Genomic DNA, 14890 nt, shown 5'->3' on the forward strand with positions numbered 1-14890 from the left:
TCACACGCGCCTCGCCCGTCGGCCGGAGCCGAACGACCGTCTTGTGGATCTCCCGTGGTAGATCTGGTGACGTCCGTCCAGCCCTCAGGACACGAACGCCACGGCCTGGTCGAACGCGCGCCGCGCCTCCGGCACGCCCGGCAGCAGGCCGTAGACGTGGATCAGGTCCGGCTCCTCGACCGCGGTGAGGTCCCACCCGGCCTCGCGCGCCCGGCGGACCAGCAGCCGGCAGCCGGGGTGGAGCAGGTCGCGGGTGCCGTACAGCACGAGGCTCCGGGGCAGCCCGGTCAGGTCGGCGAGGGCGGGCGAGACCTCGGGTCGGCCGAGGTCGTCGGGCGTCCCGGCCCACCACCCGGCGTAGGCCCGGAGCTTGCCGATGAACAGCCACGGGTCGATCGCGTCGGCGGCCTCGGTCTCCTCGCGGGTGGAGGTGGTGAGGTCGACCCACGGCGCGTGCATCACCAGGTGGGTGGCCGGCGTCAGGCCGCGGTCGCGCACCGACACCGCGAGCGCGAGGGCGAGGCCGCCGCCGGCGGAGTCGCCCGCGAGCACCACCCCGCCCGGCTCGTCGGCCCACGTCGTCACGTCCGCGACCAGCGCGTCGTGGGAGTCGTGCCAGGTGTGCTCGGGCGCCAACGGGTAGTCGGGCATGACCACCCGGGCGCCGATGGCGTCGGCGAGGCGGGTGGCGTAGCGGACGTGGAAGGCGTCCATCGGCGCCATGTAGCCGCCGCCGTGGACGTAGTAGAGGGTGCGGTGCACCCGCCGCTCGCGCGGGGTCAGGACGTAGGACGGGAAGCCGATGTCGGCCACCGATACGTCCCACCGCTGGGCGAAGCCGGGCACCGCGCGCGTGGGCAGCGACCGGTCGAGGGTGCGGTGCCACGCCGCCACACGCTCCCGCTCGGCCGGCTCGCTGTCGAGCTCGCGCGAGCGCCGGAGCCGCGGGACGAGGACGGCGAGCAGGTCGTGGCGGCGGCTGGGCATGCGCGCAGCCTAGGGCGGCCGCGGGTAGGCTGGCGGCGAAGACAGGGGAGCACGTGCCGACGTGCTGAGAGTGCGGACCAGCCGCAGACCCTCCGAACCTGATCCGGCTAGCACCGGCGATAGGGAGTCACGATGAACCGCGCACCCGTCCGTGCCCTCGCCCGCCCCCTGGGCACGGCCACCGCCGCCGTCCTGCTGCTCACCAGCTGCAGCCTCACCGGCGGCGACACGGCGTCCGAGCCCTCCACCTCCGCGACCGGGGGCGAGGGCGGCGGCACCGTCGTGCTCGCCACCCACGAGTCGTTCCAGCTGCCCAAGCGGCTGGTGCGGCAGTTCGAGGAGGAGTCGGGCTACGACCTCGAGGTCCGGGCCGCCGGCGACGCCGGCACGCTGGCGACCAAGCTCAGCCTCACCGCCGACAACCCGATCGCGGACGCCGCGTTCGGGATCGACAACACCTTCGCCTCTCGCCCGCTGGGCGAGGGCGCCTTCGCGCCGTTCGCGCCGACCACCGAGCCTCCCGCCGAGTACGCGCTGCCCGAGGGCGGCGACCGGCTGGTGCCGGTCGACTCCGCGAGCGTGTGCGTCAACGTCGACACCGACTGGTTCGACGCCGAGGGCCTCGCCCCGCCGAAGACCCTCGACGACCTCACCGACCCGGCCTACGCCGACCTGGTGGTCACGCCGGGTGCCTCGACCAGCAGCCCCGGCATGGCCTTCTTCCTCGCGACGGTCGCCGAGTTCGGCGACGACTGGCCCGACTACTGGACCGACCTCCTCGCCAACGGGGCCAAGGTCGTCGACGGCTGGGAGGACGCCTACTACGGCGACTTCACCGCCGGCTCGAAGACCGGCACCCGCCCGATCGTGGTGTCCTACGACTCCTCGCCCGCCTTCACGGTGGAGGACGGCCGCACCACGACCGCGGCGCTGCTCGACACCTGCTTCCGGCAGGTCGAGTACGCCGGCGTGCTCGAGGGGGCCGCCAACCCCGAGGGCGCGGCGGCGCTGGTCGACTGGATGCTCTCCGACGAGGTGCAGGCCGCGCTGCCGGAGTCGATGTACGTCTTCCCGGTGATGCCGGGCGCGACGGTCCCCGACGACTGGGCACGGTTCGCGCAGCAGCCGACCGACCCCTACGAGGTCGACCCCGCCGAGATCGCGGCGAACCGCGAGGACTGGCTGACCGAGTGGACCGACGTCATCTCCCGGTGACCGCGCCCGGCACGAGGCCCCAGGCGCGGCGACTGCTCGCGCTGCTGGCGCTCGCCGCGGGCCCCGTCCTGGTCCTCGGCGTGCTCTTCGTGCTGCCCGTGGGCGGCATGCTGGCCGAGGGGTTCGTCGTCGACGGCCGGTTCGCCCCCGGCGCCGTGCTGGACGTGCTCGCCCGGCCCCGCGTGCACCGCGTCGCGTGGTTCACGCTGTGGTCCTCCGCCGTCGCGACGGCGCTCGCGGTCGCCCTCGGCCTGCCGGCGGCGTACGCCCTGCACCGGCTCCGCCTCCCGGGTCGGCACGCGGTGCGCGCCGCGATGCTGGTGCCGTTCGTGCTGCCCACCGTCGTCGTCGGGGTGGCGTTCCGCCAGCTGCTGGGGGAGGGCGGCCCGCTCGGCTTCCTCGGCCTCGACGGCACCCCGGTCGCGATCATCGCCGGGCTGGTCTTCTTCAACGTCGCCGTCGTGGTCCGCACGGTCGGCGTGGCCTGGGAGTCGCTGGACCCGCGACCCGGCCAGGCCGCCGCCGCGCTCGGCGCCTCGCCGTGGCAGGTCCTGCGCACCGTCACGCTGCCGGCGCTGCGGCCCGCGGTCGTCGGCGCCGCCAGCGTGGTCTTCCTGTTCTGCGCCACCGCGTTCGGCATCGTGCTGACCCTCGGCGGGGTGCGGTACGCCACGGTCGAGACCGAGATCTACCTGCTCACCACGACCGTCTTCGACCTGCAGGCCGCCGCCGCGCTCTCGGTCCTGCAGATCGTCGTGGTGGTGGCCCTGCTGGCGCTGTCGGCCCGGCTGCGCGCGGTCCCCGACCCGACCGCCCAGCGGACCGTGGTGGCCGCGCGGCCGCTGCGGCGCGGCGACGTCCCCGTGGTGCTGGCGACGCTCGTCGTGCTGGGGGCGATGCTGGCGCCGATCGCCGCGCTCGTCGCCGGCTCGCTGAGCGTCGGCGACGGCTGGGGGCTCGCCAACTACCGCGCGCTGTCCTCCGCCGGCGACGGCCAGGCGCTGCTCGTGCCGGTCAGCGCCGCGCTCCTCACCAGCCTGCGGACCGCGGTCGACGCGACCTGGATGGCCCTGCTGCTCGGCGGCCTCGTCGCGTTCGTCGTGACCCGGCGCTCCCGCTCGCGCGCCGAGCGCCGGGTCCGGTCCGCTCTCGACGGGTTCTTCATGCTGCCGCTCGGGGTGAGCGCGGTGACCCTGGGCTTCGGCTTCCTCATCACCCTCGACCGGCCGCCGCTCGACCTGCGCGACTCGCCGCTGCTGGTGCCGCTCGCCCAGGCGCTGGTCGCGCTGCCGCTGGTGGTGCGCACCCTCACCCCGGTCCTCGCCGGCGTCGACGACCGGCAGCGGCAGGCGGCCGCGTCGCTCGGCGCGTCGCCCGGGCGCACGCTGCTCACCGTCGACCTCCCGGTGGTGTGGAAGCCGGCGCTGGCCGCGAGCGGCTTCGCGTTCGCCGCCTCCCTCGGCGAGTTCGGCGCCACGTCCTTCCTCGCCCGCGACGAGAGCCCGACCCTGCCCGTGGTGATCTTCCGGCTGATCGGGCACCCGGGCGAGATGAACTACGGCATGGCGCTGGCCGCGTCCGTCGTGCTGGCGGCGACCACCGCGGTCGTCATGCTGGCCGTCGAGCGGCTCCGGGTGCCGGGTGTGGGAGCGTTCTGACGATGCTCTCCCTGTCCGACGTCACCGTCCGCTACGGCGAGACGACCGCGGTCGACGGCGTCTCGCTCGACCTGCCCGACGGCGATGTCCTCGCCGTGCTCGGCCCGTCCGGGTGCGGCAAGTCGACGCTGCTGCGCGCCGTCGCCGGCCTGGAGCCGCTGACCTCCGGGTCGGTGTCCCACGACGGCACCGACCTGCGCGGCACGCCGACCCACCGGCGCGGGTTCGCGCTGATGTTCCAGGACGGCCAGCTGTTCTCCCACCTGAGTGTCGCGCGCAACGTGGCGTACGCCCTGCGGCTGCGGCGCACGCCGGCGGCGCGGACCGCCGCCCGGGTGCGCGAGCTTCTCGACCTGGTCGGCCTCGCCGGCTACGAGCAGCGGCTGCCCGGCACCCTCTCCGGCGGCGAGCGGCAGCGGGTCGCCCTGGCCCGGGCGCTCGCCGTCGACCCGCGACTGATCCTGCTGGACGAGCCGCTGTCGTCCCTCGACGCCACGCTGCGCGAGCGGCTCGCCGGCGACCTGCGCCAGATCCTGCGCGCGGCCGGCACGACGGCGCTGCTGGTGACCCACGACCACGAGGAGGCGTTCGCGCTCGCCGACCGGCTCGCCGTGATGCGCGCGGGCCGGGTGGTCCAGCAGGGTGCGATCGACGAGGTGTGGCGCGCTCCCGTCGACGAGGAGACCGCCCTGTTCCTCGGCTACGCCCGGGTGGCGCGCGACGACGCCGCGGCGCGGCTGCTCGCCGCGGGCGGCCTGCCGGCGGCGCCCGCCGTCGCGCTGCGGCGCTCCGCCCTCGTGGTCGACGCCGAGGGGCCGGTCACGGCGCGCGTGTCGTCGGCGCGCGCGACGCCCGAGCAGGTCCGGCTGCTCGTCGAGGTCGACGGCCTCGGCACCCTCGACGCGGTCGCCCCGCTGGGCAGCCGGGTCGCCCCGGGCGAGGAGGTGCGGCTGCGGGTCGACGTGACCCGCCTCGCGGTCCTGCCGATCGTGCCGGCATCGTGACCCGTCCCTACACTGACGTGCGTGTATCGATCGGCCTACGCCCTCCTCATCGGAGTCGCCGCCCTCATGGGCGCCCTCGCCGTGACCGCGTCGATCACGCTCGACCGCCCGCTGGTCGACCCCGAGGGCTTCCTCGGGCCGTCGTGGCTGCGGCTGCCGCTGCTCGTGCTCGGGGCGTTCCTGCTCGACATGCTGCCGCGCACGCTGTGGAAGTCGCGCTTCAAGCCCGCCGCGATGCCGGCCGTCGCCCGCGACCGGGTGCGCACGCACTGGAACCGTGAGCGGATCACCCTGGTCGTCCTCGGCCTGGTCTGCTTCTACATCACCTACGTCTGCTACCGGAACCTCAAGTCGTTCCTGCCCTTCATCATGGGCGAGGACAAGTACGACCGCGAGCTGCACCTCATCGACCGCACGCTGATGTTCGGCCACGAGCCGGCCACCATCTTGCACACCGTCCTCGGCACCGGGATCCAGGCGCACTTCTTCTCCACGATCTACCTGTGGTTCCTGCCGCTGGTGCCGCTGGCGCTGGCCGCCTGGCTGGTGTGGTCGCGCAACATCACCTTCGGCTACTGGTTCGCCACCTCGCAGTGCCTCGCGTGGACGCTCGGGACCGCCTCGTACTACGCGCTGCCCACGCTCGGCCCCGGCTTCCAGTACAGCTACCTCTACACCGACCTCCCCGACACCGGGTCGAGCGCGCTGATGGAGGCGCTGTCCTACGGGCGGTCCACGGTGCTGCGCGAGGGGGTCGAGGGCGCCGTCCAGTCGGTCGCCGGCTTCGCGTCGCTGCACACCGCGATCACCCTGCTGGTCGCGCTGATGGTGCAGTACACGCTGCGCAACCGCATCCTGCACATCGTCTTCTGGGCCAACTTCGCGATCACCGTCGTCGCGACCCTCTACTTCGGCTGGCACTACATCGCCGACGACCTCGCCGGTGTGGTGATCGCCCTCTTCTCCTTCTGGCTCGGCGGCCTCGCCAGCGGCCAGAAGTTCGACCGGCACGGCCTGGCCTCGCACCCGACGTCGACGACGTCGCAGGTGCCCGTCGACGTCGACTGACCCCGGTCCTGCGCCTGGAGTCCCCGGATATCCGGGGACTCTCGTGGTTGGCACCCGAGATCCCGGGTGCGAACCACGAGCTCCGGGTACGAAGATCACGCGCCAAGGCGTCGCCCCTCGCGCCGACGCGACTCGAACACAGCGCGGATCCGCGCGGCGAGGCGCTCGGGACGGGCCAGATCGGCCCACGTCACGCGGACGCAGGTCCAGCCGGTGAGCTGGCACACGAGCTCCTCGCGCCTCTTCTCGCGCATGAGGAACTCCTCCAGCGTCTCGCCGTCGCGCCGGTGGCGCTCGTACTTGACGCGCCCGTCGAACTCGACGAACACCCCGTGGTCCGGCCACGCGAAGTCGAGCCTCGCCACCACCGTGCCGCTCTCGTCGCACACCGTCCACTGCGGCTCCGGTCGCGGTAGTCCCTGGGTGTAGGTCACGTAGCTGAACCGGTCCTCGCCGACGGACTCCAGCCGCGCGTCGGCCAACCGCAGCACGATCGTCGCGGTCAGGCTCCCGGGCCAGTCGGCGTGCGCCTCGACCTGGTGCTCGAGGTCCTGCAGCGTCATCGCGCGGGCGTGCAGCAGGCGGTTGACCACGACCAGTGCGGGTTCGACACCCGTGACCGTCGTGACCTCGAAGGCGGAGCGGGGCGCGGTGCTCACCACGACGCCGTGGAGCTCCTCGACGTCGTCGTCGCCGAGCACGCCGCGGTGCGGGGTCCAGCCCGCGAGCTTGCGGCCGGCACGGTCGGCGCCGAGCCGGGTGGTGTGGACGACGCTGAGGTCGAACCCCCACACAGGGACGCACCGCTCGACCACGGACGAGACGTGGGTGAGCGCGGTCATCGGGTCGGCGCGGGCGACGACGGCGCGGCAGAGCAGGCGATGGCGTTCCTCCTCCGAGGCCTGCACCCACACGGGAGTCGGCACGTACGCGCCGTAGCGGACCCTCGTCAGCGCCCTCGCGCGGACGAGGCGTGCGATCTGGTCGTCGGTCATGCCCTCGGCGATCAGGTCGCGGCGAAGTCGTACGACGCCGGCGAGGGCAAGCGGTGGCTTCATCATGCGAGTCGGGGTGCCCGTGCTCGAGCCCTCTCAATCCCGTGGGATGCGGCCTGTGGACAGTGCGTCCGGGAGCGTTCGCGCGTGCTGAGCGCCCAGATCTCCCGCTTTGCACCCGAGATCTCGGGTGCAAAGCGGGAGAGTCCCCGGATATCCGGGGATTCGTGGTGGAATTACACAGATGTAGTTCGTCAAGGCGACGCGCCGACTGAAGGTGAAAAAGTTGAGGAAACTGTTCCCCGTGTGACGAAAGTTGATTAGCGTGCCTCGAGTTGCCCGTGCGATGGGGAAGTCGCACGGGCCTCCGAGACCTCAAGGGGAACCCCCGTGCCCGACGAGACACCCGCACCACGGCGTACGCCGGCGCGCTGGGCCACCGCTGCCCTCCTCGTCGCCGGACTGGCGCTCGGCGGTGGCCGCGGCGCCGCCTTCGCCGACGACGAGCCGGTGCCGACCGAGTCCGACGTCACCGCCGCCCGCGAGCGGGCCGATGCCGCCGAGCGCGACGTCGCCGCGGTCCGGGCCGACCTGATCCGCGCGAACCTCGCCCTCGAGGCGGCCGGTGACCGCGCGGCGCAGGCGGCCGAGGCGTTCAACGGAGCGCGCTGGCGCGCCGAGCAGGCCCGCGCCGACGCCGCCGACGCACGGGCCGCGGCCGACCGCGCGAGCGCGGACCTGGCCGAGCAGCGTGAGCTCTACGCCGACACCGTCGTCGCCTCCTACGAGGACGCCTCCCAGGTGCAGGGCCTCGCGGCCGTCGTCGAGGCCGACGGGATCGAGTCGCTGGTCGACCAGTCGGTGACGATGGGCAACACGTCCGACGCCCTGGACAGCCGCTACGACGCCTACACCGCCGCCTCCGCGGTCGCCGAGGTCACCGCCACGACCGCCGCGGACGCCGCCTCCCGCGCGGACCGCGCCGCGGCCGAGGCCGAGACGGCCCGCGACGCTGCCGCGGACGCCGAGGCCGAGGCCGGGGCGCAGGCCGAGGACGTCGCCGCCCGGAAGTCCGACCTGCTCGCCGAGCTCGCCGACCTGCAGGGCATCAGCGTCCGGCTCGCCGAGCGGCGCCAGCGCGCCCTCGAGCGCGAGGCCGCCGAGGCAGCCGCTGCGGCCGCGCAGGCCCAGGCCGAGCAGGAGGCGCAGGAGGAAGAGGAGGAGGCCGCCGCGACCCCGACGCCCACCCCCGCGCCCACCCCGACCCCCACGGCCACCCCCACTGCGACTCCCACGCCGACGCCCACCCCCACGACCCCCACGCCGACACCTACGCCCACCCCCACGCCCACCGTCGGCGACGCGGCGGCGGCCGTCGCGTTCGCCCGCGGCCAGATCGGGGAGCCGTACGCCTACGGCGCCGCCGGACCCGACGCGTGGGACTGCTCGGGGCTCACCGCGGCCGCGTGGGCCACCGGCGGGAAGACGCTCCCGCACTACTCGGTGGCGCAGTACACGCAGTCGACGCCGATCTCCGCGAGCCAGCTCCAGCCCGGTGACCTCGTCTTCTGGGGGGCGTCCAGCAGCGCCGACTCGATCTACCACGTCGCGATGTACGTCGGCGACGGCCGGATCGTCCACGCGCCGCGCACCGGTCGCGACGTCACCGAGGAGTCGATGTACTACTGGCGGGCGCCGAACTTCTTCGCCCGCCCCTGACCGACGACCGCCTCAGCGCACCTTGCGCGCGAAGCGCGCAGCGAGCTCCCCGGGAGCCAGGTCGCCGTCGAGGACCAGGCGGGTCGGCCAGGCAGACGTGTCGATGCCGGAGAGCTCCTCGAACAGCGCGAGGTCCTTGGCGTAGAGCGCTGCGAGCCGCGCGACGTCGTCCGCGGTCGGCGCCGTGCCCGGGACCTGCTCGGCGCCGGCGTGCCAGTTGCGCAGCGGCGGCACCCGCTCGAAGCGCGGCAGGTCGAGGAAGTCGGTCGTGCGGTGGATGGTCGCCTCGAAGTCGGCGAGCATCGCGCGCAGCTCGAGCAGCAGCCACTGGCGGCGGTCGAAGAGCTCGAAGCCGCGCTGCAGCTGCTCGCCGTAGAACCCGCGCGCCAGCCCGGTCATGTGCCGCCACCGCATCGGTCGCACGCCGTCGGGCACCTCGTCGGGCAGCGAGGTGTGCGGCCACTCGGTGAGGAAGTCCGGCCAGTCCGGCCAGGCCAGGTTGCGCGAGCGCAGCATCACCCAGTGGGAGAACAACCGCTCGAGCGGGTCGCGGAACACCGCGACCAGCGGCATCCGCGGGTCGTAGGCGCGCATCCGCTCCATCGCGTGCGGCCAGTACAGGTAGGTCGGCGAGGCGTCACCGACGCGGCGGTGGATCGCGGCCCGGCGGGGCGCGACGTAGTCGCGGGCGTGGTCCGGGGCGGACCAGTCGACGCTCTCGTCGTCGAAGTAGTGCCGCTCCTTGTCCGGGGGCTGGCACACCAGCGGGTGCTGGTTGAGGGTGACCGCGAGGGTCGACGTGCCGCCCTTCTGGACGCCGACGATCGCGAAGTCGTAGGCCATCACGCCCAGGGGGGTGGAGGGGGCGGGCTCGTTCATCGCCGCGAACCTACCGGCCCGGCTAGTTTGGGGCCATGACCACCCACGAGGTGCCGCCCGTCTCCGACCTGCCGAGCCTCGACCCGGACGTCGACGTCGCCGCGCTGCGCACCCTGCTCGACGGTCGCCACCGCGAGGTCCGCGACCTCGTGCGCTCCAACCTCGCCGAGCACGCGGGGATCCTCGAGGACGCCGAGGTGCTGGACCGCGCCGCCTACCGCGAGCGGGTCAGGGACGTCGTGGTCACGATGGCCGGCACCGGCCAGACCGGCATGGGCTTCCCCGCGGCCTACGGCGGCGGCGGTGACCTCGGTGCCTCGATCGCCGCGTTCGAGACCCTGGCCTACGGCGACCTGTCGGTCCTGGTGAAGGTGGGCGTCCAGTTCGGCCTGTTCGGCGGCGCGATCCTGCAGCTCGGCACGAAGCACCACCACGACGCGTACCTCGCCGACCTCGTCGCCGGGCGCACGATGGGCTGCTTCGCGATGACCGAGTCCGGCCACGGCTCCAACGTCCAGGCCCTCGGCACCGTCGCGTCGTACGACGTCGAGGCGCAGGAGTTCGTCATCACGACGCCCGACGACGCCAGCCGCAAGGACTACATCGGCAACGCCGCGGCCCACGCCGAGCTCGCGGTGGTGTTCGCCCAGCTCGAGGTCGGCGGCGAGCGGCACGGCGTGCACGCCTTCGTCGTCCCGGTCCGCGACGGCGACCGGGTGCTCGACGGCGTCCGGGTCGAGGACGACGGACCCAAGATGGGCCTCAACGGCGTCGACAACGGACGGCTCTGGTTCGACGGCGTGCGGGTGCCGCGCACCGCGCTGCTCAACCAGTTCGCCGAGGTGACCCCCGAGGGCCGCTACCTCTCGCCGATCGACAACCCCAATCGGCGCTTCTTCACCATGCTCGGCACCCTCGTGCAGGGTCGCGTGTGCGTCGGCGGCGCCGGCATCAACGCCGCCAAGGTCGCCCTCACCATCGCGGTGCGCTACGCCGATCGGCGCCGGCAGTTCGAGGCGAGCGCGACGGGGGAGGAGCAGGTCCTCCTCGACTACGGCATGCACCAGCGCCGCCTGCTGCCGCTGCTGGCCCGGACCTACGCGCTCCACGCCGCGCAGGAGGTCGTCGCCGGCCAGCTCCACGACGTCTTCTCCGGCCCGGGTCCCGTCGAGGACGGGGCCGACGAGCACGCGCGCCGGATGCTGGAGTCGCGGGCCGCCGGGACCAAGGCGCTCGGGACCTGGCACGCGACCCGCACCATCCAGGAGTGCCGCGAGGCGTGCGGCGGTGCGGGCTACCTCAGCGAGAACCGGTTCGCCGCGCTCAAGGCCGACACCGACGTCTTCACCACCTTCGAGGGCGACAACCACGTGCTGCTCCAGCTCGTCGCCAAGGGCCTGCTCACCGACTACGCCGGCGCGTTCGAGGACATGGACCAGCTCGGGATGGCCCGCTTCGTGGCCGGCGTCGCCGTCGACACCGTCGTCGAGCGCACCTCGGGCCACAAGCTGGTGCAGTCGGTGCGCGACCTGCTCCCCGGCGGCGACTCCTGGGACCAGGAGGCCGGGCTGCTCGACCCGAACTACCAGCTCGCCATGCTGCGTTTCCGCGAGGAGCACATGATCGCCGGCGTCGCGCGCCGCCTCAAGCGCGGGATCGACCAGGGCGACGACCCCGGCGTCGTCTTCTCGCGGGTGCAGGACCACGTCATCGCCGCGGCCCGCGCCCACACCGAGCGGCTGGTGCTGGAGGCGTTCGTCGCGCAGGTCCGGGCCGTCACCGACGACGACCTCAAGGCGACCCTCGGACTGCTCTGCGACCTGCACGCCCTGTCCACCATCGAGGCCGACCGGGCTTGGTTCATGGAGCACGGCCGGCTCTCCAGCGCCCGCTCCAAGGCGATCAGCCGCGAGGTCGGGGCGCTGTGCCGGCGGGTCCGACCGCTCGCGGTCGACCTCGTCGACGCCTTCGGGGTGCCCGACGAGGTGCTGCGCAGCCCCGACCTGCTGGGCTGGACCGACGCGGGGCCGGTCCGATGACGTTCGGGGGGCTGCCGACCCGATGGGAGCCGGCCGGCGCGAGCCGCGGGGTGGCGCTGGTCGCCCCCGGCCGGTCCTACCCGCCCACCGCGCCGCTGCTCGACTTCGCGAAGGTCGCGCTGCTGCAGCACGGCTTCACCGTCCAGCAGATCTGGTGGGACAGCCTGACGCGGGGCGAGGAGGAGTCCGAGCCGTGGGTACGCCGCCACGTCGCGGCCGCCCACGCACAGGAGGACGCCGACCACGTGCTCGTCGTCGGCAAGTCGCTCGGCACCCTCGCCGCGTCGTACGCCGCCGAGCGCGGGCTCGACGCGATCTGGCTCACCCCGCTGCTCACCACCCCGGCGGTGGTCGAGGCGCTCGGCGCCAACGCCGGCCGCCAGCTCGTCGTCGGCGGCCTGGCCGACGAGCTGTGGGACCCCGCCGTCGCGCGCGAGCTCGAGGAGGGCGGCTGCCAGGTGCTCGCAGTGCCGGACGCCGACCACGGCATGGGCACCCGCGACGCGGTCCGCACCGCCGAGATCCACCTCGAGGTGGCCCGGGCCGTCGAGACGTACCTGTCCGGCCTGGACGGGGCCTGACGCGTGCGGCTCCGGGCGATCGGCGAGTGGAGCGAGGACCCGCTCTGGGCCCGGATCTACCCGCACCTCGTCGAGCACCCGGTCCTCGGGGCGCCCCTGTGGCGGCTCGGCCTCGGCACCGACCTGTCCCGGCTGGAGGCCGCGGCCGCCGAGATCGGTGACCTCCCCGACGGTGCCCGCGTGCTCGACGTGCCGGCCGGCGGCGGGATCGCGCTGCGCGGGCTGCGGCCGGGCGCCCACGTCGACCTGGTCGCCGCCGACATCTCGCCGCGGATGCTCGAGCGCACCGCCGCGGCGGCCGTCCGGCTCGGCGTGCGCGACCAGGTCACCACGTCCCTCGCCGACGTCGGCCGGCTGCCGTTCCCCGACGACACCTTCGACCTCGTCGTCTCCTTCACCGGCCTCCACGTCTTCCCCGACCCGCACCGCGCGATCGACGAGATGGTCCGGGTGCTGCGGCCGGGCGCGACGATCAGCGGCAGCGCGCTCTTCGCCGACGACTTCCGCGGCCTCGAGCGCCGCTACCGGCTGGTCCACGCGGCCGGTCGCGCCGGGCGGGTGCTCGGCCCGATGTGCAGCTCGGCGGACGCGGCCGCCTGGCTCGCTGCGGCCGGCGCGCGCGACGTACGCGTCGAGATGAGCGGCGGGATCGGCTGGTTCCGGGCGGTCAAGGGACTCCCGGCCTAGGGTGCGGCCATGAGCTACGCACTGGTGTCCACCACCTTGGTCGACGCGCTGATCACGGCCGCCCGCCGGTGGTCGGCCTCCCCGCTCGCCCTCGAGCTACCGCCCGCGGTGGCCCACCGGCTCGACCTGACCGACGACGAGGCCGACCGGCTCGGCCTCCTGCTGCTGCTCACCAACTGGAACACCGTGGTCACGGGCAACGATCCCGGCCTGAGCCCCGAAGAGGTCGCCGAGCTCGAGCAGGAGTGGATCGACGACGGCGACCTCAAGCCCGTGGCGTACTCCTTCGAGGAGCTGCCGGGCGACCCCGCCCCGGGATCCGTGCTCGCCCTGACCCGTTGCTACCGCTACCAGACGGACTGGGAGGGGGAGGGCATCGGGAGGACGGCACCGTTCGTCGAGGCGCTGGAGGCCGCCGCGCACCATCAGGTCGGCGACTCGTCCGCCGACCCCCGGTCGATCCCGGGCTACGCGGAGACGCCCTGGCAGCCCGGGGCGGACGACCGCGACCTGTTCCTGCGCACCGCGACCTGACGCGCACCGGGCGGTCCGTCACAGATCGGTCCCGGGCGGTGTCTCCATGTCGACCACCCACCACGAGGAGACGACATGCCCAGCCAGTTCCGCATCCCGAAGGCCACCATCGACGGGGCCTACGGCGCCCTCATGACGCGCTTCGCGCGCCGCACCTGGGGCCAGGTGCCCGACAACGCCCACGTCCTGTGGCACCACAAGCCGCTCATGCGCGCCGTTCTCGGCTTCGAGCAGAAGGTCGCGAGGTGGCACGCGCTCGACCCGCACCTCAAGGCGTACGCCGAGATGGCGAGCGCCGGCGCGATCGGGTGCTCGTGGTGCCTCGACTTCGGCTACTTCATGGCCCACACGAAGGGCCTCGACGAGGCCAAGGTCCGCGAGGTGCCGCGCTGGCGCGAGTCCGACGCGTTCACCGACCTCGAGCGCGAGGTGATGGCCTACGCCGAGGCGATGACCGCCACGCCACCGGAGGTCACCGACGAGATGGTGGCCCGCCTCGACGAACGGCTCGGCCACGCCGCCGTCGTCGAGCTGACCATGATGGTGGCCGTGGAGAACCAGCGCTCGCGCTTCAACTCGGCGATGGGCCTGGCGTCGCAGGGCTTCAGCGACGTGTGCGAGCTGCCCCTGGCGCCGGCCGGGACGGCCCGCGCGTGAGCGACCCGACCGCGGCGTTCACCGCCCACCGCCGCCTCCTCTTCACGGTCGCCTACGAGATGCTCGGCTCGGCGGCCGACGCCGAGGACGTCCTGCAGGAGGTCTGGCTGCGGTGGGCCGACGTGCCGGTCGAGGAGGTGCGCGACCCGCGGGCGTACCTCGTCCGGGTCACCGCCCGGCTCAGCCTCAACCGGATGCGCACGCTGGAGCGGCGCCGCGAGGACTACGTCGGCACCTGGCTCCCGGAGCCGGTGCTCACCGCCCCCGACGTCGCCCAGGACGTCGAGCTCGCCGACAGCGTCTCGACCGCCATGCTGCTCGTGCTCGAGACCCTGCCGCCCACCGAGCGGGCCGTCTTCGTGCTGCGCGAGGTCTTCGACGTGCCCTACGCCGAGATCGCGGAGGCGGTCGGGAAGTCCGAGCCGGCGGTGCGGCAGGTGGCCAGCCGTGCGCGTACCCACGTCGCCGCGCGGCGTCCGCGGTCCTCGGTGAGCACCGCCGAGCGCGACGCGGTGATCGAGCGGTTCCGGGCCGCCACCGCCGGCGGCGACCTCCAGGCGCTGATGGACGTCCTGGCCCCCGACGTCGTGCTGATGACCGACGGCGGCGGCAAGGTGAAGGCCGCGCTCAACCCGATCTTCGGCCGCGACAAGGTCCTGCGCTTCCTCACCGCCGTCGCCCCCGACGCGCTCGAGCTCGAGCCGGTCTGGCTCAACGGCTCGCCGGCGATCCAGTTCGTGGTCGCCGGGCAGCGCGACGGCGTTGGCACCATGCTCGTCGAGGACGGCGTCGTGACCCGGCTGTTCCTCGTCCGCAACCCCGACAAGCTCGGCGCCGTCGCGACGGAGGTCGGCCTCGCGCGCTGAC

14 protein-coding genes and 1 riboswitch are annotated in these 14890 nt (G+C 73.9%); of the genes, 11 read left to right on the forward strand and 3 right to left on the reverse strand.

Features of this window, described 5'->3' with window-relative positions; translation table 11 throughout:
- Positions 1-84: 84 nt before the first annotated feature.
- Positions 85-987: an alpha/beta hydrolase gene (locus LN652_RS15595; RefSeq protein ID WP_230441527.1), complete on the reverse strand. Its 903-nt coding sequence runs from the start codon at positions 985-987 to the stop codon at positions 85-87.
- A gap of 33 nt (positions 988-1020) precedes the next feature.
- A riboswitch (TPP riboswitch) is annotated at positions 1021-1130 on the forward strand.
- Here LN652_RS15595 and LN652_RS15600 point away from each other — a divergent pair.
- The 4 genes from LN652_RS15600 (at position 1120) to LN652_RS15615 (ending at position 5932) form a co-directional block, all read left to right on the forward strand.
- Complete coding sequence (locus tag LN652_RS15600) at positions 1120-2202, forward strand: thiamine ABC transporter substrate-binding protein (RefSeq protein WP_230441528.1); 1083 nt, start codon at positions 1120-1122, stop codon at positions 2200-2202. (Overlaps the previous riboswitch by 11 nt.)
- Complete coding sequence (locus LN652_RS15605) at positions 2199-3860, forward strand: ABC transporter permease (RefSeq protein ID WP_230441529.1); 1662 nt, start codon at positions 2199-2201, stop codon at positions 3858-3860. Before LN652_RS15600 ends, LN652_RS15605 begins: the two co-directional genes overlap by 4 nt.
- A gap of 2 nt (positions 3861-3862) precedes the next feature.
- Positions 3863-4864: an ABC transporter ATP-binding protein gene (locus tag LN652_RS15610; protein ID WP_230441530.1), complete on the forward strand. Its 1002-nt coding sequence runs from the start codon at positions 3863-3865 to the stop codon at positions 4862-4864.
- A 21-nt stretch (positions 4865-4885) separates the two neighbouring features.
- Complete coding sequence (locus tag LN652_RS15615) at positions 4886-5932, forward strand: phosphatase PAP2 family protein (protein ID WP_230441531.1); 1047 nt, start codon at positions 4886-4888, stop codon at positions 5930-5932.
- A 95-nt stretch (positions 5933-6027) separates the two neighbouring features.
- Here the strand turns inward: LN652_RS15615 and LN652_RS15620 are convergent, their stop codons facing one another.
- Positions 6028-6990 (reverse strand): hypothetical protein, encoded by a 963-nt coding sequence (locus LN652_RS15620; protein ID WP_230441532.1) that lies wholly within the window; start codon positions 6988-6990, stop codon positions 6028-6030.
- 327 nt (positions 6991-7317) lie between these two features.
- Between LN652_RS15620 and LN652_RS15625 the strand changes: the two genes are divergently transcribed.
- Entirely contained in the window at positions 7318-8646 is a 1329-nt protein-coding gene (locus LN652_RS15625; RefSeq protein WP_230441533.1) for a C40 family peptidase, read from the forward strand.
- A gap of 12 nt (positions 8647-8658) precedes the next feature.
- On the opposite strand, the gene LN652_RS15630 is transcribed toward LN652_RS15625, so the two are convergent.
- Positions 8659-9525: a sulfotransferase domain-containing protein gene (locus LN652_RS15630; RefSeq protein ID WP_230441534.1), complete on the reverse strand. Its 867-nt coding sequence runs from the start codon at positions 9523-9525 to the stop codon at positions 8659-8661.
- A gap of 35 nt (positions 9526-9560) precedes the next feature.
- On the opposite strand from LN652_RS15630, the gene LN652_RS15635 reads away from it, so the two are divergent.
- The 6 genes from LN652_RS15635 to LN652_RS15660 all read left to right on the forward strand — a co-directional run bounded on the left by LN652_RS15635 (position 9561) and on the right by LN652_RS15660 (position 14889).
- Positions 9561-11564 (forward strand): acyl-CoA dehydrogenase family protein, encoded by a 2004-nt coding sequence (locus tag LN652_RS15635; RefSeq protein WP_230441535.1) that lies wholly within the window; start codon positions 9561-9563, stop codon positions 11562-11564.
- A complete protein-coding gene (locus LN652_RS15640) occupies positions 11561-12145 on the forward strand; it encodes an alpha/beta hydrolase (protein WP_230441536.1) in 585 nt (194 codons plus the stop codon). The genes LN652_RS15635 and LN652_RS15640 overlap by 4 nt, the downstream gene beginning before the upstream one ends.
- A gap of 3 nt (positions 12146-12148) precedes the next feature.
- Complete coding sequence (locus tag LN652_RS15645) at positions 12149-12832, forward strand: class I SAM-dependent methyltransferase (RefSeq protein ID WP_230441537.1); 684 nt, start codon at positions 12149-12151, stop codon at positions 12830-12832.
- A 9-nt stretch (positions 12833-12841) separates the two neighbouring features.
- On the forward strand, positions 12842-13366 hold the full coding sequence (locus tag LN652_RS15650) for a hypothetical protein (protein WP_230441538.1): 525 nt from the start codon (positions 12842-12844) through the stop codon (positions 13364-13366).
- 75 nt (positions 13367-13441) lie between these two features.
- Positions 13442-14023, forward strand: a complete 582-nt coding sequence (locus LN652_RS15655; RefSeq protein WP_230441539.1) for a carboxymuconolactone decarboxylase family protein — start codon at positions 13442-13444, stop codon at positions 14021-14023.
- Positions 14020-14889 carry an RNA polymerase sigma-70 factor gene (locus tag LN652_RS15660; protein WP_230441540.1) on the forward strand — a complete coding sequence of 290 codons (870 nt, stop codon included), beginning with the start codon at positions 14020-14022 and terminating at the stop codon, positions 14887-14889. Before LN652_RS15655 ends, LN652_RS15660 begins: the two co-directional genes overlap by 4 nt.
- Position 14890 lies beyond the last annotated feature (1 nt).

The organism is Nocardioides okcheonensis, from assembly GCF_020991065.1.
Lineage (GTDB): Bacteria > Actinomycetota > Actinomycetes > Propionibacteriales > Nocardioidaceae > Nocardioides > Nocardioides okcheonensis.

Coding starts and splice junctions, on each gene's coding strand:
- LN652_RS15635 (WP_230441535.1), top strand. CDS start 9,561: ATGACCACCCACGAGGTGCCGCCCGTCTCCGACCTGCCGAGCCTCGAC.
- LN652_RS15630 (WP_230441534.1), bottom strand. CDS start 9,525: ATGAACGAGCCCGCCCCCTCCACCCCCCTGGGCGTGATGGCCTACGAC.
- LN652_RS15600 (WP_230441528.1), top strand. CDS start 1,120: ATGAACCGCGCACCCGTCCGTGCCCTCGCCCGCCCCCTGGGCACGGCC.
- LN652_RS15650 (WP_230441538.1), top strand. CDS start 12,842: ATGAGCTACGCACTGGTGTCCACCACCTTGGTCGACGCGCTGATCACG.
- LN652_RS15610 (WP_230441530.1), top strand. CDS start 3,863: ATGCTCTCCCTGTCCGACGTCACCGTCCGCTACGGCGAGACGACCGCG.
- LN652_RS15655 (WP_230441539.1), top strand. CDS start 13,442: ATGCCCAGCCAGTTCCGCATCCCGAAGGCCACCATCGACGGGGCCTAC.
- LN652_RS15620 (WP_230441532.1), bottom strand. CDS start 6,990: ATGAAGCCACCGCTTGCCCTCGCCGGCGTCGTACGACTTCGCCGCGAC.
- LN652_RS15640 (WP_230441536.1), top strand. CDS start 11,561: ATGACGTTCGGGGGGCTGCCGACCCGATGGGAGCCGGCCGGCGCGAGC.
- LN652_RS15595 (WP_230441527.1), bottom strand. CDS start 987: ATGCCCAGCCGCCGCCACGACCTGCTCGCCGTCCTCGTCCCGCGGCTC.